The sequence below is a fragment of the Salipiger sp. genome (assembly GCF_048261495.1).
Taxonomy (GTDB): Bacteria; Pseudomonadota; Alphaproteobacteria; order Rhodobacterales; family Rhodobacteraceae; genus Salipiger.
Genome location: NZ_JBLXFX010000006.1, coordinates 182177 through 204147, shown reverse-complemented (window position 1 = coordinate 204147; position 21971 = coordinate 182177). Strand labels below are relative to the sequence as shown.

Here is a 21971-nt window from a genome sequence, read left to right as displayed (position 1 = left end):
CGAAACGCGAAAAGGGGCCTCCGGGCCCCTTTTTCATGTCCGGCCGAGCGGGCCCGATATTTGCGGGATTGCGAAGGTCGGAAATTCTGCCAATCTGCCCTTCTCGATTGTGCCTCGTTCAGGATTACCCGGTCATGATTTTTTCTCTAAGACTTGTTGCAACCGTTCTTGCCCTGACGGCGGGGGGCGCGTCCGCCTCGACGCTGATCGATCGCGGGCTCGAAACCTGGGACCCGCTTTCGGGTCTCGCCTGGCTCGACCTCACCGAAACCGAAGGCGATTCCGCGATCGAGGCGGTGACGGATCACGCCGCCTACCGGGTCGCGACGCAGGACGAGGTGATGTCGCTGTTCGCCAATGCCGACCTGCCCGTGTTCTCGGTCCGCTCCGCGACGCTGAATGCCGCCGCGGAGGCGCTCATCTCGCTGCTGGGCCGCACCGTGGACGGCGTGTCGTCCTATGCGGTGCAGGGGCAGGTGCTGGGGCACGGCGGGACCTATTACAACGATCCCTTCGTCGCCATGCGGGACGCGGATACCGCGACGCCCGAGGCGCAGATCTACACCGGACTGAACGCCTCCGGCTGGCTGGCGCCGACCTCGGGCATCTCGGGCGTGGGGGTCTTTCTCGTGCGCGAGATCCCGGACGTGCCGCTGCCCGCCTCCGGGCTGGTGCTGCTTCTCGGCCTCGGCGGGCTGGCGGGGCTGCGCCGCCGCCGCGGCTGAGTCCCCGGCGGGCGGGAGGACGCGCGCCCGCGCGGCGCGGCTCGAATCGGGCGCGGGCGGGTGCCGGACGCGGCCCCGGAAAGCCCGGGACGGTCCGCCGGGCTGCGCGGGAACCTGCCGGATCGGGGCGGAGAGGCCCCCAATGTGCTGCCAGCGATCAGTTTTTTTCCCGACAGGCCGGTTTCCGTTTGGCGAGTCTCGCCGTATAGTCGTACAACACCGAAGCGCGCCAAGACGCCTCAGGGGGATGAGTGAGGATGATCAGGTCGGAATTGATCCAGAAAATAGCGGATGAGAATCCGCATCTCTACCAACGCGACGTCGAGCGGATCGTGAACACGATCTTCGAGGAAATCACCAACGCCATGTCACGGGGCGACCGTGTCGAGCTGCGCGGGTTCGGCGCGTTTTCCGTGAAGAAGCGGGACGCGCGGCTGGGGAGAAACCCCCGGACCGGCGACGCGGTCGAGGTGGAAGAGAAGCACGTGCCGTTCTTCAAGACCGGCAAGCTGCTGCGCGATCGCCTCAACGGAAAGTAAGAAGACACGACATGCGTTACATCCGTTATGCCTTTTGGGGTGCCCTTGCCGTTGTCCTGATCGCCATCGCGCTGGCCAACCGCGATCTGGTCGCCCTGCATCTTCTGCCGGCGGATCTTGCCGCGTTGCTGGAATTCCAGTGGTCGGTGTCGGTGCCGGTCTTCCTGGTGTTCTTCGCGGGCATCGTGGCCGGTCTGCTGATCGGCTTCGTCTGGGAATGGCTGCGCGAGCACAAGCACCGCGCCGCGGCGTCGGAGAATCGTGCGGAGGTGCGCAAGCTCTCCCGCGAGCTGCGCAAGACCCAGGCCGAGCGCGACAAGGACAAGGACGAGGTTCTGGCGATTCTCGACCAGAGCGCCTGAGCGATCCGGCAGGGCGTGAGGGGCCAGCCCCTCTGCCGCCTCCGGCGTCATTCACCCCGGGATATTTGACGCCAGAAGAAATCCGGGGCGTGGTGGGATCGGCTGATGCATGACATTCGAGTGAAGATCTGCGGGCTGACGCGGCCCGAGGACGTCGCCGCCGTTGCGGCGGCGGGCGCGCGCTATGCGGGCTTCGTGTTCTTTCCGGCGAGCCCGCGGTCGGTGACACCGGCGGTGGCGCGGGAACTGGCGCTCGGGGCGCCTCCGGGGCTGGCAAAGGTGGCGCTGGTGGTGGATGCAGAGGACGCGCTGCTGGACGAGATCGTCGGGGCGGTGCCGCTGGACATGCTGCAACTGCACGGCAGGGAGAGCGTGGCGCGGGTGGCCGAGGTGCGCGCGCGTTACGGGTTGCCGGTGATGAAGGCGGTCGGGGTGGCCTCGGAGGCGGATCTGCCGGCGCTGCTGGAATACGGCCGGGTGGCGGATCAACTGCTGGTCGATGCCAAGGCCCCGAAGGGGGCAGTGCTGCCGGGGGGCAACGGGCTTGCCTTCGACTGGCGGCTGATCGCGGGACGGCGCTGGCCGGTGCCCTGGATGCTGGCGGGCGGGCTGACGCCGGAGAACGTGGCGCGCGCGGTGGCGATGACCGGGGCGCGGCAGGTCGACGTGTCCTCCGGGGTGGAGACGGCGCCGGGGCGGAAGGATGGCGGGCTCATCCGGGATTTCGTGGCGGCGGCGTCGGAGGCCGGGGCGGTGCCGCGGCTCTGAACCGGGCGGGGCATTTTAGACCGTGCTACGGCTGTACGGAGCAGGATCGGGCAATGCAAAAGGCCACCCGCGAGGGGTGGCCTTTGCAACATGGTCCGTCGGGACCCTGCGGTTTCAGCCCTGGCGGGCCTTGAAACGGCGCTGGGTCTTGTTGATCACGTAAACGCGGCCCTTGCGACGCACAACGCGGCAGTCGCGGTGGCGCTGTTTGAGCGAGCGGAGCGAGTTTGCGACCTTCATGGTGGTCTCCCCTCTTGTTCGCGGCGCGCGAGCGCCAGACGGTTGCGGTCTGCCACGGGGCCGGAGCCATCGCGACGGTTCGAATTCGATGGTGGGCGGTACTGGGTTCGAACCAGTGGCCCCTACGATGTCAACGTAGTGCTCTACCGCTGAGCTAACCGCCCACAGTCCCGTGCGACCCGTCCCCCCGACAAGCAAGGGGCGCGGAGATCCGCGCCGGTGACGGGTGCTATAAAAGGAGTCGGAAGCGGGATCAAGGGCTTTTGGACAGCAATATTTTCGCGCTATGTTATCGGGGAAGGAGCCCCCATGCCGAAAGTTGCCTATCATCTCGATCTGCCGGATGTCGCAACCTCGTGCGTGGTCTTCGCATCGCCGCATTCCGGGCGGGATTACCCCTGGAGCTTCCTGCGCAACACGGTTCTGGACGAGCATTCCATCCGGTCTTCGGAGGATGCCTTTGTCGACCGGCTGTTCGATTGCGCACCGCAGTTCGGGGCGCCGCTGCTGCGGGCCGGGGCACCGCGGGCGTTCATCGACCTCAACCGGGCGGCGGACGAGCTCGACCCGGCGCTGATCGAGGGTGTGCGTCGCAGCGGGCACAATCCCCGCGTGGCGAGCGGTCTGGGGGTCGTGCCGCGGGTCGTGGCGAACGGGCGGGAGATCTATCGCGGAAAGCTGCCGATGGCCGAGGCCGAGCGCCGCATCGCCCTCTACTGGCGGCCCTATCATGCGCGGCTTCAGGGGTTGCTCGACAAGGCCGTCGCGCAGTTCGGCGAGGCGATCCTGATCGACTGCCACTCCATGCCGCACGAGGCGGTGGAGAGCGTCGGACGGTCGTCCGGGCGGCGGCCGGAAATCGTCATCGGGGATCGCTTCGGCGCTTCTGCGACCTCGGCGATCGTCGAGCGGGTGGAGTCGACCTTTGCCCGCGCCGGGTTCGCGGTGATGCGCAACACGCCCTTTGCCGGGGCCTTTACCACCCAGCATTACGGGCGCCCGTCGCGCCGCCAGCACGCGGTGCAGATCGAGATCGACCGGGCGCTCTACATGGACGAGAAGTCGATTCGCCCGAGCGAGGAGTTCCATGCCGTTCGCCGCAGGTTGCGCGCGGTGATCGCCGAGATTTCGGCGATCGGGCACCGGGAACAGCCGCTCGCGGCGGAATAGGGCGGGGGCCTTCAGTCGAACAGCGCGGCGAGCGCGGCGTCGAGCGGCGCCGGTTCGGGCAGGGCCAGCCGCACGGGCAGGGTCAGGACCTTGGGGCGGAAGTCGTCGGGCAGGCGCACCGCGTCCTTTTCCGTGGTGACAAGCTGAGCGCCGAGCCGGGCGGCATCGGTTTCCAGCCGGTTGAGCAGGGCGGCGGACAGCGGCTGGTGATCGTCGAGCGCCACGGTCCCGGCGAGGATCGCGCCGAGCCCGTGCAGCGTGGCGAAGAATTTCTCCGGATGGCCGATCCCGGCAAAGGCCAGCGCGGGCAACCCGTTCCAGTCCATGCCGGTCTGCAGCGGCGCGAGGTGGCCGCGCAGGTGGGGGACGGGGATGGCATGGCTCCAGAGCGCGGAGAAGCGTGCCTGTGCCTCGTCCTGCCCGATGGAGATCACGATGTCGGCGCGGGCGAGGCCGGCGCTCACCGGCTCGCGCAGCGGTCCTGCGGGCATGCAGCGGCCGTTGCCGAAGCCTTTCACAGCATCCACCACGACCAGCGACAGATCCTTGACCAGTGCGGGGTTCTGAAAGCCGTCGTCCAGCACGATCACCCCGGCGCCATCCGCGACGGCGGCGCGGGCCCCGGCGGCGCGGTCGCGGGCGATCCAGACCGGGGCGAAGGCAGCCAGCAGCAGCGGCTCGTCCCCGACCTCGGCGGCGGTGTGGCGCATCGGATCGACGCGCAGCGGCCCGGCGAGGCTGCCGCCGTACCCGCGCGAGACGACATGCACCGCCCGGCCCATGGCCGTCAGGCGTTCGGTCAGGTGGATGGCGACCGGCGTCTTGCCGGTGCCCCCGGCGTTGAGGTTGCCGACGCAGATCACCGGCACCCCCGCCGCTTCGCCGGGGCGGGCGACGCGGTGCGCCGTGGCGCGGGCGGTCAGCGCGCCGAGCGGGGCGAGCACGCGGGCCTGCCAGGCGGGGCGGGCGGGGGGCGTATCCCAGAAGGACGGCGGACGCATCAGGCGGCCTGCCCTTCGTCCAGCCAGTCGCAGGCGAGGCTGATGACCTCGTCCGTCAGCGCGGCGCCCTGGCTCACCACGTCCCACCCGGCATGGGCCATCGCGGCGGCACGGTCCGGCGCCATGAGCTGGATCACCGCCGAGCCGAGCGAATCGAAATCCCGCACGATCCGCGCCGCGCCCGCATCGACCAGCCTTGAATAGGCCGACAGGTGCCGCCCGACATTGGGCCCGTAAAGCATCGCGGTGCCATGCGCCGCCGCCTCGAGCGGATCGGTGCCGCCGTGCCCCGGCAGCAGCGAGCCGCCGAGGAAGGCGACAGGCGAGAGGCGATACCAGAGGCCGAGTTCGGCGGTGTTCTCGGTCACCAGCACCTGGGTGTTCTCGTCCGGCGTCTCGCCCGCCTCCCAGTGGCTGAGGCGCATCCCGGAGGCGCGCGCCTCGGCGGTGGTTTCGACCGCGTCGCCGGGGGATTCCGGCACGAGGATCAGCAGCAGCCGGTGGGCCAGCCGCACGGCACGCTGGTGGGCCCGCAGGATGTCCCCCGCCTCGGAGCCGCGCACCCGCGCCGCCAGCCAGACGGGGCGGCCGGAGAGGGCGGCGGTCAGTTCCTGGTGCAGGCGGTCCGAGCAGTCCAGCGGCGGGGCGGTCTCGCTCAGGACACCGCCGGGGCGCAGCACCTCGTCGGAGAGGCCGAGCCGCCGCAGGCGACGGAGCGCGGCGTCGTTCTCGGCGAAGATGCGGTCGTAGAGCGCCAGCGTGGCGGGGCCGGGGTCGGGCACCCAGACCGGGGCAGGGGTGGTGAAGGCATCGTCGCGCGCGCCGACATGGGCCAGTTTCGCGCGGGTTTCCTTGAGCCGGTGCAGCAGCACGGGGCGCAGCGCCTGCCCGGTGGTGATCGCGACGCTCGGGCGCCAGTGATCGACGAAGGCGCGCACGTCGGCGGGGATGTCTTCGGGGAGCGTGGCGGTCAGCACGGTGCCGCAGGTGACGCCCGCCGGAAGGCCGGTCAGCAGGGCCGCCACCTCGCCGCGGTTGGCGGTCAGCCGCGATGCCAGCGCGCCGAGGGCGCGGGCGGCATCCGGGCTGTCGGCATGCATCCAGATCAGCGGACCGCCCGGACGCGGCGCCGGGCTGCCGCCCTGGGATGACAGGCTCTGGCGGCTGCGGGCATAGGCCAGGTAGGCCGAGAGAGGGAACGGCCTGCGGGCCAAGGCGCTCAGCCGAATTCCTCGGTCGAGGAGGCCTCGGCCTCTTCGTCGCGAAGGCGGTGGATATGGGCGATGAAGTACCGCATGTGGGCATTGTCCACGGTGCGCTGTGCCTCGGCCTTCCAGGCGTCGTGGGCCGAGGCGTAATCGGGGAACATGCCCACGATGTGAATGTCGTTCACGTCCTTGAAGGTGGTCTTTTCCGGCGTGACGAGTTCGCCGCCGAAGACCAGGTGGAGCCGCTGGACCATGGGTTCTCCTTTCGGGTTCACGTGCAACCTACGGGCTGCGGGCGCGGGGTCAAGGCCGCGCGGACCGGGCGCGGCCATTGCGGTGCGCAGGTTCAGACACGGGGCGCGATGGCGGCCAGAAGACGGGCATGCAGGGCGGGATTCGCGGCGACGATGCCGTCGTGCTGCGGCACCGGAGCGTTGAAGCGGATCGGCGCGCCGCTGCGGTCGGTCATCCGGGCCCCGGCCTCGGAGAGGATCAGCGCGCCGGCGGCGATGTCCCATTCCCAGGTCGCGCGAAAGGTCACCATGGCGTCGAACCGCCCTTCCGCCACCAGCCCCAGCCGGTAGGCGATCGAGGGGCGGTGGACGCGGTGAAAGCCCGGCGTGCCGTCCTGCCAGTGCTTCGGATCGGCGGCGGGTTTCGTGGCGAGCACCTGCGCCTGCTCCGGGTCCGCCACCCCGGAGGCGGCAAGCGCCGTGCCGTTGAGCGTCGCGCCTTCGCCGAGCGCCGCGCTGTAGAGCCGGTCGCGCATCGGCATCAGGATCACCGCCGCCGTCACCGCGCCGTCCCGCGCCACGGCCAGCGAATGCGCCCAGCTGTCCGACCCTTCGATGAAGCTGCGGGTGCCGTCGATGGGGTCGACGATGAACACGTGCCCGGCGGACAGCCTTGCCGGATCGTCGGCGCTTTCCTCGCTGAGCCAGCCATAGTCGGGCCGCGCCGCGCGCAGGATGCCGGACAGCACGCGGTTCACCGCCATGTCCGCATCGGTCACGGGGCTGCCGTCGGCGGCCTTGTAGCGCACGTTCAGCGCCTCGCCGGTGTAGGTGAGCGCAGTCTCCGCCGCCGCGCGGGCGGCCCGTGTCAGCAGCGCGAGATCACTCTCCGGCAAGGGTGAGCCCCTCGACCAGAAGCGACGGCACCACGCGCGACAGCCAGGGCCGCGCATCGTCGGCGGGGGTGATCCGGCGCAGCATGTCGCGCAGGTTGCCCGCAATGGTCACGCCCGACACCGGATAGGCCAGCGCACCGTTCTCGACCCAGAACCCGGCGGCACCACGGGAATAATCGCCGGTGTTGGGGTTGATCGTCGCGCCGATCATCGAGGTGACGACCAGCCCGGTGCCCATTTCGGCGATCAGCGCGTCGCGTCCCCGCGTCCCCTGCGTCAGTTCCAGGTTCCACGCGCTCGGGGAGGGCCCGGCAGAGGTGCCCCGCGCCGCGTTCCCGGTCGAGCGCAGCCCGAGCTTGCGCGCCGTCGCGAGGTCGAGCGTGTAGCCGGTGAGGATGCCGTTCTCGATCACGGCGCGGCTTTGCGTGGCCAGACCTTCTGCATCGAAGGGCCGCGAGCCCGAGGCGCGCGGGCGGTGCGGATCCTCGATCAGGGACAGGCCGTCGGGCAGCACCTGCTCGCCCACGGCGCCCCGCAGCCATGACGCTCCGCGCGCGACCGCCGAGCCGTTGATCGCCGCCATCATGTGACCGATCAGCGAGGAGGCGATGCGTTCGTCGAACAGCACCGGGTAGGCGCCGGTCTTCGGCCGCCTGGGCGAGAGCCGCTCGAGCGCGCGCTCCGCCGCGCTGCGGCCGATCTCTTCGGGGCTGCGCAGGTCGGCCTGGAAGGTACGCCCGTCGCCGTCGTAGTCCCGCTCCATCCCCAGCCCTTCGCCCGCGATGGCGACGCAGGAGGTGGAGCGCGAGGTCCGCGCATAGCCGCCCGAAAAGCCGTTGCTCGCGGCAAGGTGCACGTTCTGGCGCCCGTAGGCCGCCGAGGCGGACTGCACCTGCGCGATGCCCGTCACCGCCAGCGCCGCGGCTTCGGCCCGGCGGGCGTCCTCCTCCAGCGCGGCGGGGGCCGGCTCGGGGCTGCCGTCCGCCAGTTCCAGCGCGCCGATGTCCCACTGCCAGATCAGCTGATCGGGGTCCGCGATCCCGGCATTGGGGTCCTCCGGCGCTTCGCGGGCCATGGCGACGGCGCGTTCGGCCATGGTCGCGATGGTTTCCTCGCGCGTGTCCGAGGCAGAGACCACCGCGCTGCGCCGCCCGACGAAGACCCGCAGCCCGATGTCCGTGCCCTCGGAGCGCTCGGCCTGTTCCAGCTTGCCCGCGCGCACGTCGATATTGAGCGAGGTGCCGTCGACCGCCATGGCATCGGCGGCATCCGCTCCTGCCCGCGCGGCGGCGGAGAGCATGGTTTCGGTCAGGCGGGAAAGCGTGTCGGACATGGGAACTCCGGTGAACTGTTGCCCTCCGAGGTAGGCCGCGCGGCTTCGGGACGCAAGGCTTGGCTGCGGATCGGCGCGCCCGTCGCCCCGCCCGCGGGCGGGCCGGAGCGGCAGGCTATTTGGCGTCCTCGACCACCCCGACGATCGGCCCAAGCGTCCGCCCGATGTCAGAGCGTCCGATGGACGGGGCATGTAGCCGCGACACGTTGCCGTCGAAGAACAGCGCCTGCGGCAGCCCGAGCCGGTCGCGGAACAGCCGCGCGAACTCGTAAAAGGTCACCGCCCCCTGGGAGATCGCGAAGACCGCCGTCCTGCCGTCCGCCGAGGTGCCGACCCCGTTGCGCACATAGCGCGAGGTGCTGTCCTTGAGGAAGCGCGGGTGCGCCTCTCCGTCGATCACCAGCATCGGGCCCGACTGGGTGGCGAAATCGCAGCGCGGCTTGCGGCGCAGAAAGGCGCGGGTCTCGATCACGTCGGCGCGGCGGGCACGGATGCAGAGGATGCCGTTCGGCAGCAGGCCGAAATTGCCCGGACCGGCCGAGGAAATGACCCGCATCGCCTCGCGGCCGTTCTCGACATAGTAGCCGACCGGGGCCCGGTCCTCGTGATACATGCCGCCGTTCATGGCGAAGGCGAGGCGCTTTCCCCTGGCCTGCAGCGCCGCGTCCAGCGTGGTGAACTGCCCCCAGGGCGTGCCGTTCGGCGCCTTCAGGAAGGTGCGCAGATCCTCGCGGGCGGGAGAGACGGTGCAGAGCGTGTAGCGGTTGCGCTCGAAGGTGGTCTGTTCGCAGGTCAGCGCCTCGGCGCGGATGGCGCCGATCACCGCCAGCGCGACCGCCGCGGCAAGGACCAGTCCGGCCCGCATGGCGTCAGTCCTCCAGATCGCGGCGCACCGCGTCCTGGGAGAACAGGCGCCGCGTCTCGTCCAGCCGGTCGAAGGTCTCGTCCAGGCGGAACCGCAGCTCGGGCGCGTATTTCAGCGTCAGACCCTTGGAAACCGCGCGCCGCAACTCGGACTGGTTGCGCTTCAGCGCCTCGAACATCTGATCGTGATCGCGCCCGCCGAGCGGCACCACATAGGCCGTCGCGACCTTGAGGTCGGGCGACACGGTGACTTCGCCGACCGTGATCGACAGCCGGTTGAGTTCGGGGTCGTGGATGTCGCCGCGGTTCAGCACGTCGGACAGGGTCCGGCGAATGAGTTCGCCGACCCGGAGCTGGCGCTGGCTGGGTCCCGCGCCGTCGTGGAATCGATTGCGTGCCATATGCCTCACTTAGTCCCTGCGCCGGCCTTTGCCAAGCGACGCCGGGCAAGGTAATGAGACCCGGCAGATTGATGGAGGATCGCATGACCGACAAGCCGGGCGTCGTGGTGACGGGAGTTTCGGGCCGCATGGGGCAGATGCTCGTGCGGGAAGTGCTGAAAAGCGACCGCCTGACCCTGTCGGGCGCCATCGAACGCGAGGGACACGCCTGGGTCGGCCGCGATCTGGGCGAGATGATGGGAGGCACCGCGCTCGGCGTCCTGGTGAGCGACGATCCGCTCGAAGCCTTCGCGCGTGCTCAGGCGGTGATCGATTTCACCGCGCCCGCCGCGACGGTCGCCTTCGCGGATCTCGCGGCGCAGGCCCGCGCGGTGCACGTGATCGGCACCACCGGGCTTTCCGACGCGGATCTCGCGCGCCTGCGCATCGCCGCGCGCCACGCGGTGATCGTGCGCGCCGGGAACATGTCGCTCGGGGTCAACCTCCTCACGCAGGTGACGCGGCAGATCGCCGCCGCCCTCGACGAGGACTGGGATATCGAGATCGTCGAATCGCATCACAATCAAAAGGTCGATGCCCCCTCCGGAACCGCGCTCATGCTCGGCGAGGCCGCCGCCGAAGGCCGCGGCGTCGCGCTTCCGGAGGTCTCCGATCGCGGCCGCGACGGCATCACGGGCAAGCGCGAACGCGGCCACATCGGCTTTCACGCCCTGCGCGGCGGGGATGTCGTGGGCGAACACGAAGTCATCTTCGCCACCGCCGGCGAACGCATCGCCATCCGCCACATCGCGTCGGACCGGGCCCTCTTCGCCCGCGGCGCGCTGAAGGCGGCGCTCTGGGGGCAGGACAAGGGTCCGGGCGAATACGACATGCTCGACGTGCTCGGCCTCAAGGGCTGAACCCGCCGGGCGCCCTCAGCGCAGGCCGAGGAAGCCGAGGATGAAAAGCACGATGACGATCAGGCCGACGAGATAGATGATGCGGTTCATGGCAGGTCCTTTCGGGGTCCGTTTGCGGGTCCCGTTCCGGGCCCTTTGGCGGCCGACCCGCCCCGGAACCGGCACGTGATCGACATCACGAAAACGGCACCATCCGCCAAAAGGTTCCCCGAAGCCTCCCGCAGCGGCCACCGCGACCAGGCCCGCGGCTTTCTTCCGGCCGGAAATATCCCGGGGTGAATGCGGCTACGGCCGCAGAGGGGCAGCGCCCCTCGCGCCCGGAACGGGCGCGCCCCCGGCGACGCGGCCGCGCCGCGGCGCAACCCCGGCAGGCCGCACCTCAGAAGTCGATGGCGAGGCCCTTCTTCTCCCAATCGCCGTAGCGCGCGGGGTCCAGCCCGTCGCGGCCGCCGTATTCCGCGGGGCGCGGGTTGGCGGCGGCTTCCGCCTCGGCGGCGCGACGGCGCTCCTCGGCTTCGGCAAGCGCGCGCTGCGCGGCGGGGGGAAGGTCTGGACGGGGCTCGGACATGGCGGCTTTCCTGCATCGGTCCCACCTGTTATACGCCGCCGCACCCCGCGGGCAAGCCCCGCGCCCCTAGGTTGCGGGCCGCGCCCGCCGATCCCGGAGACCAGATTCATGGCCGAAACGGCAAGCCCGGCGCGCGCGCAGGCAGTGGCCCTGCTGGGGCAGGTTCTCGGGCAGGGCAAGCTGCTGTCCGACGCCATGTCCGGCGCCGCCTGGGAGCGTCTCGCCCCGGCCGAGCGGGCCGCCGCGCAGCGGCTGGCCTCGGACGTGCTGCGCAATCTCGATCGCGCCGACCGGGTGCTGAAACCGCTTCTGCAGAAGGCGCCGCCGCTGGTGGCGCGCAATGTCCTGCGCCTCGGAGCCTACGAACTCTGCACCGGCGGGGCCGCGCACGGCGTGGTCAACGACTGCGTCGCGCTGATCGCCGCCCATCGCAAGGCCCACACCATGAAGGGCATGGTCAATGCCGTGCTGCGCCGCGTTTCCGAACAGGGTCCGGCGCTCTGGCCGACGCTGCGCGTGCCGCGCCTCGCACGTTGGCTGCGCGATCCGCTGGTCGCGGCCTGGGGGCCGCAGGCGATGGCCGCCATGGAGGCGGCGCATCTCGCCGGGGCCCCCCTCGATCTCACCGCCAAGGGCGACCCGGCGGCGCTGGCGGCAACGCTCGGCGGTACGCTGCTGCCCACCGGCTCGGTCCGCCTGCATGACGGGGCGCAGGTCACCGCCCTGCCGGGATACGACACCGGCGACTGGTGGGTGCAGGATGCCGCCGCCGCGTTGCCCGCCCGCCTGCTCGGCGAGGTGGCCGGGCTCGACATCCTAGACATGTGCGCGGCGCCCGGCGGCAAGACCCTCCAACTGGCGGCGGCGGGGGCCCGCGTCACCGCGCTCGACCTCTCCGAGGCGCGGCTCGGCCGGGTCCGGGAAAACCTCGGGCGCACGCGGCTGGAGGCCACCTGCGTCGCGGGCGACGCGCTGAGCCACGAAGGGCGCTACGACGCGATCCTGCTCGACGCGCCCTGTTCCGCGACCGGCACCATCCGCCGGCACCCCGACCTGCCGCACGCAAAGACCGGCGAGGGGATCTCGGATCTCATCGCCCTGCAGGCGCGCATGATCGACCACGCGCTCGGCCTGTTGAAACCCGGCGGGCGGCTGGTCTTCTGCACCTGTTCGCTGATCCCGGACGAGGGCGAATGCCAGGTCGACGAGGCGCTGGCCCGCCACCCCGGCCTGACCGTGCTGCCCGCCGGGGCGCCGGGCATCGAGGATGGCTGGCGCAGCAGCGAAGGCGGTCTGCGCCTGCGCCCGGACTTCTGGGCCGCACAGGGCGGGATGGACGGGTTCTACATGGCGGTGCTGGGCAAACCGGCCTGACGCCGGGGCCGCGCACAACATCGTGAGGGGCGATTGCCGCTCCGCCCCGCGCTGATAGGGTGCGGGTCCCGTCCGACGCCGACGTCACCGACCGAAGGAGACACCGCCTTGCGATCCGCCCTCCCGACCCTGAGCCTGCTTCTGACCCTTGCCGCCGCACCGCTTGCCGCGCAGGCGGAAGAGGACTGCGCCAGCCTGTTCACCGCGCTCTATGCCCATGACGCGGGGCGGGATTATCCCGTCGCCACGGCCACCACCCGCACCGCCCCCGACGGCACCGCCACGGTGATCCGAACCATCTCCCTGGCGCGGGACCGCCATTACGCGACGCTGGAAGACGGGCTGATGATGCGGACCATGGGCCTCGAACAGGCGGTGTCCGAGGATGGCGGCGAGACCTGGAAGGTCGAGCGGACCCTGCCGGAGGGCCATTGGGAAACCTTCGAGACCCTGCTCGCCAAGGCCGCCGACACCGCCACCCACGTGACCTGCACCGACGACGTGCGCTATTACGGCAAGACCTACCGCAAGGTTTCCGCCGATCTCGTGGTTCAGGTGCCGGTGCCGAACCTGCAGGTGCACCAGGATTTCTACCTCGATGCCGACGGCAATATCTCGGCCACGGAAACCGAGCTTACCGCGGGCAGCCAGACCGCCCATTCGGTCGAGATCGTGACCGCGCGCGGCGACGAGGTCGAACTGCCCGCCGCGGAATGAGGCGGCGGCGGCCGCGCACGGCCGCATGGGCTTTTCAAAGGTGACTTGAGTCCCCTTGCGCGTTATCATCCCGGCAAAAGACTGCCGCGATGACAGCGGGCGAGAGGCAAGAGCGCATGTCAGATCTGGGAAGCTGGCCAGCCGCAGCATCGCGGTTCCTGAACCGTGTGCATGCGCGCCTCGCGGCGCGCGGTCACGCGGCCACCGGCTTTGTCTCCCAGCCCGAACCGCGCTCGACCGGGGCCTTTGCACGGGGGCGTCAGCTGCTTGCGGGGAACCTGATGTTCGCCGGGCATCTGGTCGAGGCGCGGGACGCGATGCTCTGGGATCTCGACGCGCCCGGTCCGGGGTGGGATGCGGACATACACGGCTTTCGCTGGCTCGACGATCTTGCGGCGGTGGGCGATCCGCGCACCCGTGTACTGGCGCAGAAGTGGCTCTGGGGCTGGATCGACCGCTACGGACGCGGGCGCGGTGCGGGCTGGAGCCCGGATCTTGCCGGGCAGCGCCTGATCCGCTGGATTCACCATGCGATCTTCGTGCTGCGCGGCATCGACAGCGAACGCTCGGGCCGGTTCTACGAGGCCCTGTCCCGCCAGACCGTGTTCCTGTCCCGCCGCTGGGGCGCCACCCCGCCGGGCCTGCCCCGGTTCGAGGCGCTGACCGGGCTGGTCTATGCGGGCCTGTCGCTCGAGGGGATGGAGGCGCATGTGGACCCGGCGCGGCGCGCGCTCGGCGCGGAATGCGCCCGGCAGGTCGATGCACAGGGCGGCATTCCGACCCGCAATCCCGAGGAACTGCTCGAAGTCTTCACCCTGCTGACCTGGGCCGCCGCCGCGCTGGACGAGGCCGACCGCGACGCCGATCCCCGCCACCTCTCGGCGATCGCCCGCATCGCGCCGACCCTGCGCACCCTGCGTCACGCCGACGGCGGGCTGGCCCGGTTCCAGGGCGGCGGGCGCGGGATCGACGGGCGGCTCGACCAGGCGCTGGCCGCCTCGGGGGTCCGCAAGCGGCAGGCGGACGGGCTGGCGATGGGCTACGCGCGGTTGTCCGCCGGGCGCACCAGCCTGGTGATCGACGCCGCGCCGCCGCCCTCGGGCAAGGCCTCGGCGGATGCCCATGCCTCGACCCTCGCCTTCGAACTGACATCGGGGCGGCGCCCGCTGATCGTCAGTTGCGGCTCCGGCGCGGTGTTCGGCGAGGACTGGCGCCGCGCGGGGCGGGCGACCCCGTCGCATTCCACGCTCTGCCTCGACGGCTATTCCTCGGCCCGGCTCGGGGCGCCGCGCTGGATCGGCGGGGCCGAGCGCGAGCTGCTCGAAGATGCCCCGGGCAAGGTGCCGGTCCAGATCGACCCCGCCGCCGACGGGCTGCGCTTCGAGGGCGGGCACGACGGTTTCGTGCAGACCCACGGGCTGACCCATGCGCGGGTGCTGGAGCTGACCTTCGACGGGCGCGGATTGGTGGGCGAGGACATGCTTCTCACCCTCAACGACGTCGACAAGAAGCTGTTCGACCGGCGTCTGGATTCGGTGCGCCTGTCCGGGCTGCCCTGGCAGATCCGGTTTCACCTGCATCCCGACGTGGATGCCGAGATCGACATGGGCGGCAGCGCCGTGTCCATGGCGCTGAGGTCGGGCGAAATCTGGGTGTTCCGCCACGATCCCGGCCCGGATCTGACGCTGGAACCGTCGGTTTACCTTGAAAAGGGGCGTTTGAGGCCCCGTGCGTCGAAACAGGTCGTTTTATCCGGCCGCGCGATGGAGTATGCGACCCGCGTCCGCTGGTCCCTGGCCAAGGCGCAGGACACCGCGATCGCGGTGCGCGATCTGGTCACGGATGAGGCGGAGCCGTCGACATGAACCATTCCGGAACCCGACCCTATGCCCGATCTGCACCCCGTCCGCCGCGCCCTCATTTCCGTTTCCGACAAGACCGGCCTCACCGAGCTGGGTGAGGCGCTCTCCGCGCGCGGGATCGAGATTCTCTCGACCGGCGGATCCGCCAAGGCGCTGCGCGAGGCCGGGATCGCGGTGCGCGACGTGGCCGAGGTCACCGACTTTCCCGAGATGATGGACGGCCGGGTCAAGACCCTGCATCCCCGCATCCACGGCGGCCTGCTGGCGCTGCGCGACAACCCCGAGCATCGCGGCGCGATGAAGGGCCATGACATCCCCGAAATCGACCTTCTGGTGGTCAATCTCTACCCCTTCGAGGAAACCGTCGCCAAGGGCGCGGATTACGAGACCTGCATCGAGAATATCGACATCGGCGGCCCGGCGATGATCCGCGCGGCGGCCAAGAACCACGGTTTCGTCAACGTGGTGGTGGACGTGGAGGATTACGCGCCGCTGCTGGCCGAACTCGAGGCGAACGACGGCGCGACCTCCTACGCCTTCCGCCAGAAGCTTGCGCTGACCGCCTACGCCCGCACCGGCGCCTATGACGCGGCGGTGTCGGCCTGGATGGCCGGCGCCATCGACGAGCCCGCGCCGCGCCGCCGCGCCTTTGCCGGGACGCTGGCCCAGACCCTGCGCTACGGCGAGAACCCGCACCAGGCGGCGGCCTTCTATACCGACGGTTCGGGCCGTCCCGGCGTTGCCACCGCCGTGCAGCACCAGGGCAAGGAACTCAGCTACAACAACATCAACGACACCGACGCGGCCTTCGAGCTGGTGTCGGAATTCCTGCCCTCCGACGGCCCGGCCTGCGCGATCATCAAGCACGCCAACCCGAGCGGCGTGGCGCGCGGCGCGACCCTCAAGGAGGCCTACCAGAAGGCCTTCGACTGCGACCGTACCTCGGCCTTCGGCGGGATCGTGGCGCTGAACCAGGTGCTCGACGCGGAGACGGCCGAGGCGATCGCCGAGATCTTCACCGAAGTGGTGATCGCTCCGGGCGCCGATGACGCCGCAAAGGCCGTGTTCGCCCGCAAGAAGAACCTGCGCCTGCTGACCACGTCCGGCCTTGCCGACACGTCCGATGCCGGGCTGGCCTGGCGCCAGGTCTCGGGTGGGCTGCTGGTGCAGGACAGGGACAACGGGCGGATCACCGCGGCGGATCTCAAGGTGGTGACCAAGCGGGTGCCGACCGATGCGGAACTGGCCGACCTGCTCTTTGCCTGGAAGGTAGCTAAGCACGTGAAATCCAACGCCATCGTCTACGTCAAGGACGGCGCCACCGTGGGCGTGGGCGCGGGCCAGATGAGCCGCCTCGATTCGGCGCTGATCGCCGCCAAGAAGGCCGAGCGCATGGCCGAGGCGATGGGCCTTCCCGAGGCGCTGACAAAGGGGTCGGCGGTCGCCTCCGACGCCTTCTTCCCCTTCGCGGACGGCCTGCTCGAAGCGGCCGCAGCCGGGGCCTCGACCGTGATCCAGCCCGGCGGCTCGATGCGCGATGCCGAGGTGATCGCGGCGGCGGACGAGGCGGGGCTTGCGATGGTCTTCACCGGAATGCGCCACTTCCGGCACTGAGCGGCCGGCACGGAGCGGCAGCGTGCCCGGGCGGAGGTGTTTTCCTTCGCGCGCCGGGGCGCTACCCTCCGCCTTGCCCGAAACGCCGGAGAACCGCATGGCATGGACGCGCATTCTGACGCTGGCCCTGACGCTGGGGGCCGCCTTGCCGGCTCTGGCGGATGAGGCCGAGGACACGCTGCTGACGCTGATGACCGAGGGGCCGGACGCCGTCACCTTCACCGAGCATTTCCGCGAACAGGTGTCCGAGGCGACGCTGAAGCGGGTGCTCGACAGGTTCGGGGGCGACATCGGTCCGGTCACGGACGTGCGCCTCAGCGGCACGACGGGAGAGATCCTCTCGGCCACGCACCGGCTGCCCGTCACCTTCGCGCTGGACGACGAGGGCCGCATCAAGCTGCTGCGCTTCGAGGCGCCGCAACGGATGGAGGCCGATCTGCCCGGCGCGCTGGCGCGTCTCGACGCCCTGGGCGCGGAGGTTGCCTATCTCGTCCTGCGTGACGGAGAACGGCTGGCCGGGCAGCGCGCGGGCGAACCGCTTGCCGTCGCCTCGGCTTTCAAGCTCGGGGTCCTGCGGGCGCTGGTCGACCTGATCGACAGCGGGTCGCGGGACTGGGCGGATGTCGTGCGGATCGAATCGCGCCATCGTTCGCTGCCCACCGGGCGCATGCAGGATTTCCCCGAAGGCGCGCCGGTGACGCTGCACACCGCTGCCCTCGCCATGATCGCCGAAAGCGACAACACCGCCACCGACCTGCTGATCGAGGTCGCGGGCCGCGACGCCGTGGCCGCCGCGCTGGGCATCCCGGCGGAACGCCTGCTGACGACGCGCGAGATGTTCGCGCTCAAGCTCGATGCGGCGCGTGCCGCGGCATGGCGGGACGCGACCGGGCAGGACAAGCCCGCCCTCGCGGCAGAGGCGGCGGCGACCGTGCAGCTCGACGCGATTGCGCTCGGGCCGCTGCAGGAGGGGCTGGAGTGGTATCTGCCGCTTGACCGGCTCTGCACGCTGATCGACGCGCTGGGGGAACTGCCGCTGATGCAGGTGAACCCCGGCGTGATCGCGCGCGGCGATCCCCGCTGGCAGGGCGCGGCCTTCAAGGGCGGCTCGGAAGGCGGGGTTGTGAACCTGACCTTCTCGGCAACCGACACGCGGGGCCGCCGCCATTGCGCGGCGCTCACCGTCAACGATCCGGACATCGACGAAACCTCGGCGGTTCTGGCGTTTTCGGAGTTGCTCAACACCCTGGTCAGGCTTCCGTGATCGCCCGGGCGCTTTTCATCCGCGGACCCGGAGGGTAGAGCCATGGCGCTGTCAACAATTGGAAAACGCACGATGCGGATTGTCGCGATCACAACAGCGATCACCTTCCTGATCGACCAGTTGAGCAAATGGCTCGTGGTGCATGTCATGGGGCTGGCCTCGTCGCAGGCGATCGACGTGCTGCCGCCGTTCCTCAACTTCCGCATGGCGTGGAACTACGGCATCAACTTCGGCCTGCTCGGGGGCGAGGCGGCGGCGACGAAATGGGTGCTGATCGCGGTGGCGCTGGGAATCGTGCTGTTCGTGCTGGTCTGGCTGCGCCGCGATCCGCCGGGGCGGCTCGGGCTGATCGCGGGCGGCCTGCTGATCGGCGGCGCGCTGGGCAACGTGGTCGACCGCGTGCTCTACGGTGCGGTGGCGGATTTCCTCAACATGTCCTGCTGCGGGATCGACAATCCCTTCGCCTTCAACGTCGCGGATATCGCGATATTTGCCGGTGCGATCGGCCTGGTTCTGGCGCCGGGCGGCAAGGCGGGGGCGAAACCCCGCCGAAAAGCCGGGAAAAAGGCCCCGTGACGGGGCGGCGGAGATGGGGTAAACGTCTGGAAGGCAAGGACCGGAGGGTGGCAATGAAGCTGGCGCAGATCGTGCTGATGGTGGGGCTCGTGGGGCTTTCTGCCTGTTCGTCGCGGGACCGCGCTCCGGGTGAGACGTCGTTGCACCAGTTGCGCAGCAACAGCGGCACGCCCGAGGAATTTGCCATCGTGCCGAACAAGCCGCTCGTCCAGCCGCCGAGCTACAAGGAGCTTCCCGCGCCGACTCCGGGGGCTGCCAACCGCGGCGACCAGACGCCGCTGTCCGACGCCGTCGCGGCATTGGGCGGCAATCCGGCGCGGCTGGTTCCGGGGGCGGTTCCGGCCGGGGATTCGGCGCTGGTGAACCGCGCGTCGCGCTATGGCCGCGACGCCGGCATCCGTACCGAACTGGCGCAGACCGACCTTGCCTTCCGCGAGCGCAAGCAGCTGTTTTCCTGGAAACTTTTCCCGGACGACGAGTATATCCGCGCCTACCGTCGCGAAGCGCTCGATCCCTATTACACGCTCGGATATTTCCGGTCGCGCGGCGTGCGCACCCCCTCCGCGCCGCCCGAAGGCTACTGACCGGGCATCACGAAAGCGAAAGCGCAGCTTGAAGTCCTGCGCCGGCCCCGTAGGTTGGACGGAACATTCGTTCATTGCGGGATTTGGCACATGATGAGACTGGCCGCGGCGCTTGCCGCCCTTGTCCTGACGGGGCTTCCAGCCGCCGCCGAGGGGATCGACGACCAGGTGACGACCTTCGAACTCGACAACGGGCTCGAGGTCGTGGTGATCGAAGACCACCGCGCTCCGGTCGTGGTCCACATGGTCTGGTATCGCGCCGGATCGGCGGACGAGACGCCGGGCCATTCCGGCGTGGCGCACTTTCTGGAACACCTGCTGTTCAAGGGCACCGACACGCTGGCGCCGGGCGAGTTCTCGAAGGTCGTGGCCGAGAACGGCGGCACCGACAATGCCTTCACCTCCTACGACCAGACCGCCTATTTCCAGCGCGTCGCGGCGGACCGGCTCGGGCTGATGATGAAGATGGAGGCCGACCGCATGGTCAACCTCGAGCTGTCCGAGCAGGATATCCTGACCGAGCGCCAGGTGATCATCGAGGAACGCAACATGCGGACCGAGAACGACCCCGCCGCGCTGCTGCGCGAGCAGATGGGCGCGGCGCTCTATCTCAACCATCGCTACGGCGTGCCGGTGATCGGCTGGCGCGAGGAGATGGAGACGCTCGGTCTCGACGATGCCTATGCCTACTACCACCGCAACTACGCCCCCAACAACGCCATCGTCGTCGTGGCCGGAGATGTGACTCCGGACGAGGTCAGGCGCCTGGCCGAAGAGAATTACGGCCCGCTGCCCGCCAATCCCGAGGTCGGCGCCCCGCGCGAGCGTCCGCAGGAGCCCCGCCAGATGGCCGAGCGTCGGCTGGTCTTCAAGGATCCGCGGGTGGCGCAGGCCTATGTCATGCGCCGCTACCTCGCGCCCGAACGCGATCCGGGCGATCAGCGCGAAGCCGCCGCGCTGACGCTGCTGGACGAGATCCTCGGCGGCGGTCAGACCTCGGTTCTGAACCGCGAGCTTCAGTTCGAGCAGAAGAAGGCGATCTATGCCGGTGCCTTCTACGACGGCACCTCCTATGACGACAGCAGCTTCGGCTTTGCCGTGGTGCCCGCGCCGGGCGTCACGCTGGAAGAGGCGGAAGCGGCGCTGGACGCCTCGCTAGCCCGGTTCATCGAGACCGGCGTGGACGCGGCGCAGCTGGACCGGATCAAGTTCCAGCTTCGTGCCTCGCAGATCTACGCCCGGGACGACGTGAATTCCATCGCGCGGCGCTACGGCAGCGCGCTCACCTCCGGGCTGACGGTGCAAGACGTGCGCGAATGGCCCGCCATCGTCCAGTCGATCACCGGGGAAGAGATCGTCGCCGCCGCGCGCCGGGTCTTCGACCTCGACCATGCCGTGACCGGCTACCTCATGCCGCCCGACGACGAATCCGCCCAGCCGGAGGTGATCCAGTGAAGCCCTTTGCCATCCTTCTCAGCACGCTGTTCCTTGCCACGCCCGCGCTGGCCGAAATCGACATCCGCCAGGTCGACACGCCCGGCGGCTTCCACGCCTGGCTGGTCGAGGAACCCTCGATCCCCTTCACCGCGCTGGAAATCCGCTTTCAGGGCGGCACCTCGCTGGATGCGCCGGACAAGATCGGCGCGACGAACCTGATGGTCGGGCTACTCGAAGAGGGTGCGGGCGAGTATGACGCCAACGGCTTTGCCGAGGCGGCGGAAAGCCTCGCCACCGATTTCGACTATGATTCGGGCCGGGATTCGGTGTCGGTGTCGGCCCGCTTCCTGACCGAGAACCGCGATGCGGCCGTGGCGCTGCTGCGCGAAAGCCTGATCGACCCGACCTTCGACGAGGAGTCGATCGAGCGCGTGCGCCAGCAGGTGCTTTCGGGAATCCGCAGCGATCTGAAAGACCCTGATTCGATCGCCAGCGACGCCTTCAACACCATGGTGTTCGGCGATCATCCCTATGCCTTCCCCTCGGAAGGGACGGAGGAAACCGTGACCGCCCTGACCCGCGACGACATCGTCGCCGCCTGGAAGGGCGCGATGGCCAAGGACCGCGTCTATATCGCGGCCACCGGGGACATTTCGCCCGAGGAACTGTCGGCCCTGATCGACAGCCTGCTCGGCGATCTGCCCGCGACCGGCGCGCCGATGCCCGCCGACAAGGACGTGTCGACCACCGCCGGCACCACCGTCATTCCCTTCGAGACGCCGCAATCGGTTGCGCTGTTCGGTCAGAAGGGCCTCAAGCGGGACGATCCCGATTTCTTCGCGGCCTACGTGATGAACACGATCTTCGGCGAAGGCGGCTTCGAGGCGCGTCTGATGCACGAGGTCCGCGAAAAGCGCGGCCTGACCTACGGGGTCTATTCCTACCTGCTGCCGATGGATCACGCCGAGCTCTACCTCGGCCGCGTCGCGTCGGCCAATGACCGCGTGGCGGAGGCCATCGACGTGATCCGCGCCGAATGGGCGAAGCTGGCGGAAAACGGCGTGACGCAGCAGGAGCTGGACGATGCCAAGACATACCTGACCGGCGCCTATCCGCTGCGCTTCGACGGCAACGGCCCCATCGCGCGCATCCTCGTCGGGATGCAGATGGACGGGCTGACGCCGGATTACGTGACCTCGCGCAATGCGAAGATCGAGGCGGTGACGCTGGAGGACGTGAAGCGCGTCGCCGCGCGGCTGCTGAAACCGGACGAGTTGCGCTTTGTCGTCGTCGGCCAGCCCGAAGGGATCGAGGATACGCCCCCCGTCCAGTGACG

Annotated in this window: 24 protein-coding genes and 1 tRNA gene; 15 read left to right on the top strand and 10 right to left on the bottom strand. The window is 69.9% G+C overall.

Going from position 1 to position 21971, the window contains the following annotated elements; all coding sequences use genetic code 11:
• Positions 1-134: 134 nt before the first annotated feature.
• From ACN0RJ_RS14170 to ACN0RJ_RS14155, 4 genes are all read left to right on the top strand, one after another.
• Entirely contained in the window at positions 135-725 is a 591-nt protein-coding gene (locus tag ACN0RJ_RS14170; protein ID WP_417724681.1) for a VPLPA-CTERM sorting domain-containing protein, read from the top strand.
• Positions 726-982: 257 nt separating this feature from the next.
• Positions 983-1264, top strand: a complete 282-nt coding sequence (ihfB, locus tag ACN0RJ_RS14165; RefSeq protein WP_417720502.1) for an integration host factor subunit beta — start codon at positions 983-985, stop codon at positions 1262-1264.
• A gap of 11 nt (positions 1265-1275) precedes the next feature.
• The gene (locus ACN0RJ_RS14160; protein WP_417720368.1) at positions 1276-1626 is read left to right on the top strand and encodes a LapA family protein; all 351 of its coding nucleotides are present in this window, start codon (positions 1276-1278) and stop codon (positions 1624-1626) included.
• A 105-nt stretch (positions 1627-1731) separates the two neighbouring features.
• Positions 1732-2394: a phosphoribosylanthranilate isomerase gene (locus ACN0RJ_RS14155; RefSeq protein ID WP_417724680.1), complete on the top strand. Its 663-nt coding sequence runs from the start codon at positions 1732-1734 to the stop codon at positions 2392-2394.
• A 114-nt stretch (positions 2395-2508) separates the two neighbouring features.
• Here the strand turns inward: ACN0RJ_RS14155 and ykgO are convergent, their stop codons facing one another.
• Both ykgO and ACN0RJ_RS14145 read right to left on the bottom strand, forming a co-directional pair.
• Positions 2509-2634, bottom strand: coding sequence for a type B 50S ribosomal protein L36 (ykgO, locus tag ACN0RJ_RS14150; RefSeq protein ID WP_008884645.1), 126 nt, complete (start codon positions 2632-2634; stop codon positions 2509-2511).
• Positions 2635-2723: 89 nt separating this feature from the next.
• Positions 2724-2798: transfer RNA gene (locus ACN0RJ_RS14145), tRNA-Val, on the bottom strand.
• Positions 2799-2943: 145 nt separating this feature from the next.
• On the opposite strand from ACN0RJ_RS14145, the gene ACN0RJ_RS14140 reads away from it, so the two are divergent.
• A complete protein-coding gene (locus ACN0RJ_RS14140; protein WP_417720370.1) occupies positions 2944-3804 on the top strand; it encodes an N-formylglutamate amidohydrolase in 861 nt (286 codons plus the stop codon).
• An 11-nt stretch (positions 3805-3815) separates the two neighbouring features.
• Here the strand turns inward: ACN0RJ_RS14140 and lpxK are convergent, their stop codons facing one another.
• The 7 genes from lpxK to rbfA all read right to left on the bottom strand — a co-directional run bounded on the left by lpxK (position 3816) and on the right by rbfA (position 9740).
• A complete protein-coding gene (lpxK, locus tag ACN0RJ_RS14135; RefSeq protein ID WP_417724679.1) occupies positions 3816-4805 on the bottom strand; it encodes a tetraacyldisaccharide 4'-kinase in 990 nt (329 codons plus the stop codon).
• Positions 4805-6019 (bottom strand): 3-deoxy-D-manno-octulosonic acid transferase, encoded by a 1215-nt coding sequence (locus tag ACN0RJ_RS14130; RefSeq protein WP_417720372.1) that lies wholly within the window; start codon positions 6017-6019, stop codon positions 4805-4807. The genes lpxK and ACN0RJ_RS14130 overlap by 1 nt, the downstream gene beginning before the upstream one ends.
• A gap of 5 nt (positions 6020-6024) precedes the next feature.
• Positions 6025-6267, bottom strand: coding sequence for a DUF4170 domain-containing protein (locus ACN0RJ_RS14125; RefSeq protein WP_417720373.1), 243 nt, complete (start codon positions 6265-6267; stop codon positions 6025-6027).
• A 92-nt stretch (positions 6268-6359) separates the two neighbouring features.
• Entirely contained in the window at positions 6360-7142 is a 783-nt protein-coding gene (locus ACN0RJ_RS14120; RefSeq protein ID WP_417724678.1) for an inositol monophosphatase family protein, read from the bottom strand.
• The gene (locus tag ACN0RJ_RS14115; RefSeq protein ID WP_417724677.1) at positions 7129-8475 is read right to left on the bottom strand and encodes a TldD/PmbA family protein; all 1347 of its coding nucleotides are present in this window, start codon (positions 8473-8475) and stop codon (positions 7129-7131) included. The genes ACN0RJ_RS14120 and ACN0RJ_RS14115 overlap by 14 nt, the downstream gene beginning before the upstream one ends.
• Before the next feature lie 115 nt (positions 8476-8590).
• Complete coding sequence (locus ACN0RJ_RS14110) at positions 8591-9340, bottom strand: phosphodiester glycosidase family protein (RefSeq protein ID WP_417724676.1); 750 nt, start codon at positions 9338-9340, stop codon at positions 8591-8593.
• A gap of 4 nt (positions 9341-9344) precedes the next feature.
• Entirely contained in the window at positions 9345-9740 is a 396-nt protein-coding gene (gene rbfA, locus ACN0RJ_RS14105) for a 30S ribosome-binding factor RbfA (RefSeq protein WP_417720377.1), read from the bottom strand.
• Positions 9741-9823: 83 nt separating this feature from the next.
• Here rbfA and dapB point away from each other — a divergent pair, with 83 nt between their 5' ends.
• Positions 9824-10639 (top strand): 4-hydroxy-tetrahydrodipicolinate reductase, encoded by an 816-nt coding sequence (dapB, locus tag ACN0RJ_RS14100; protein WP_417720378.1) that lies wholly within the window; start codon positions 9824-9826, stop codon positions 10637-10639.
• A gap of 379 nt (positions 10640-11018) precedes the next feature.
• Here dapB and ACN0RJ_RS14095 read toward each other — a convergent pair whose 3' ends face one another.
• Entirely contained in the window at positions 11019-11207 is a 189-nt protein-coding gene (locus ACN0RJ_RS14095) for a DUF1674 domain-containing protein (RefSeq protein ID WP_417724675.1), read from the bottom strand.
• A gap of 108 nt (positions 11208-11315) precedes the next feature.
• Here ACN0RJ_RS14095 and ACN0RJ_RS14090 point away from each other — a divergent pair, with 108 nt between their 5' ends.
• The 9 genes from ACN0RJ_RS14090 to ACN0RJ_RS14050 all read left to right on the top strand — a co-directional run bounded on the left by ACN0RJ_RS14090 (position 11316) and on the right by ACN0RJ_RS14050 (position 21969).
• Positions 11316-12581, top strand: a complete 1266-nt coding sequence (locus ACN0RJ_RS14090) for an RsmB/NOP family class I SAM-dependent RNA methyltransferase (protein WP_417724674.1) — start codon at positions 11316-11318, stop codon at positions 12579-12581.
• A gap of 108 nt (positions 12582-12689) precedes the next feature.
• Positions 12690-13298 carry a hypothetical protein gene (locus tag ACN0RJ_RS14085; protein WP_417724673.1) on the top strand — a complete coding sequence of 203 codons (609 nt, stop codon included), beginning with the start codon at positions 12690-12692 and terminating at the stop codon, positions 13296-13298.
• Positions 13299-13414: 116 nt separating this feature from the next.
• Entirely contained in the window at positions 13415-15163 is a 1749-nt protein-coding gene (locus ACN0RJ_RS14080; RefSeq protein ID WP_417724672.1) for a heparinase II/III family protein, read from the top strand.
• A gap of 21 nt (positions 15164-15184) precedes the next feature.
• On the top strand, positions 15185-16774 hold the full coding sequence (gene purH, locus ACN0RJ_RS14075) for a bifunctional phosphoribosylaminoimidazolecarboxamide formyltransferase/IMP cyclohydrolase (protein WP_417724671.1): 1590 nt from the start codon (positions 15185-15187) through the stop codon (positions 16772-16774).
• A gap of 97 nt (positions 16775-16871) precedes the next feature.
• On the top strand, positions 16872-18038 hold the full coding sequence (locus ACN0RJ_RS14070; protein ID WP_417724670.1) for a serine hydrolase: 1167 nt from the start codon (positions 16872-16874) through the stop codon (positions 18036-18038).
• Between the two features lie 72 nt (positions 18039-18110).
• Positions 18111-18614 carry a signal peptidase II gene (gene lspA / locus ACN0RJ_RS14065; RefSeq protein ID WP_417724669.1) on the top strand — a complete coding sequence of 168 codons (504 nt, stop codon included), beginning with the start codon at positions 18111-18113 and terminating at the stop codon, positions 18612-18614.
• Positions 18615-18667: 53 nt separating this feature from the next.
• A complete protein-coding gene (locus tag ACN0RJ_RS14060; RefSeq protein WP_417720386.1) occupies positions 18668-19198 on the top strand; it encodes a DUF3035 domain-containing protein in 531 nt (176 codons plus the stop codon).
• Between the two features lie 90 nt (positions 19199-19288).
• The gene (locus ACN0RJ_RS14055) at positions 19289-20653 is read left to right on the top strand and encodes a M16 family metallopeptidase (protein ID WP_417720387.1); all 1365 of its coding nucleotides are present in this window, start codon (positions 19289-19291) and stop codon (positions 20651-20653) included.
• On the top strand, positions 20650-21969 hold the full coding sequence (locus ACN0RJ_RS14050) for a M16 family metallopeptidase (RefSeq protein ID WP_417724668.1): 1320 nt from the start codon (positions 20650-20652) through the stop codon (positions 21967-21969). Before ACN0RJ_RS14055 ends, ACN0RJ_RS14050 begins: the two co-directional genes overlap by 4 nt.
• Positions 21970-21971: the final 2 nt, after the last annotated feature.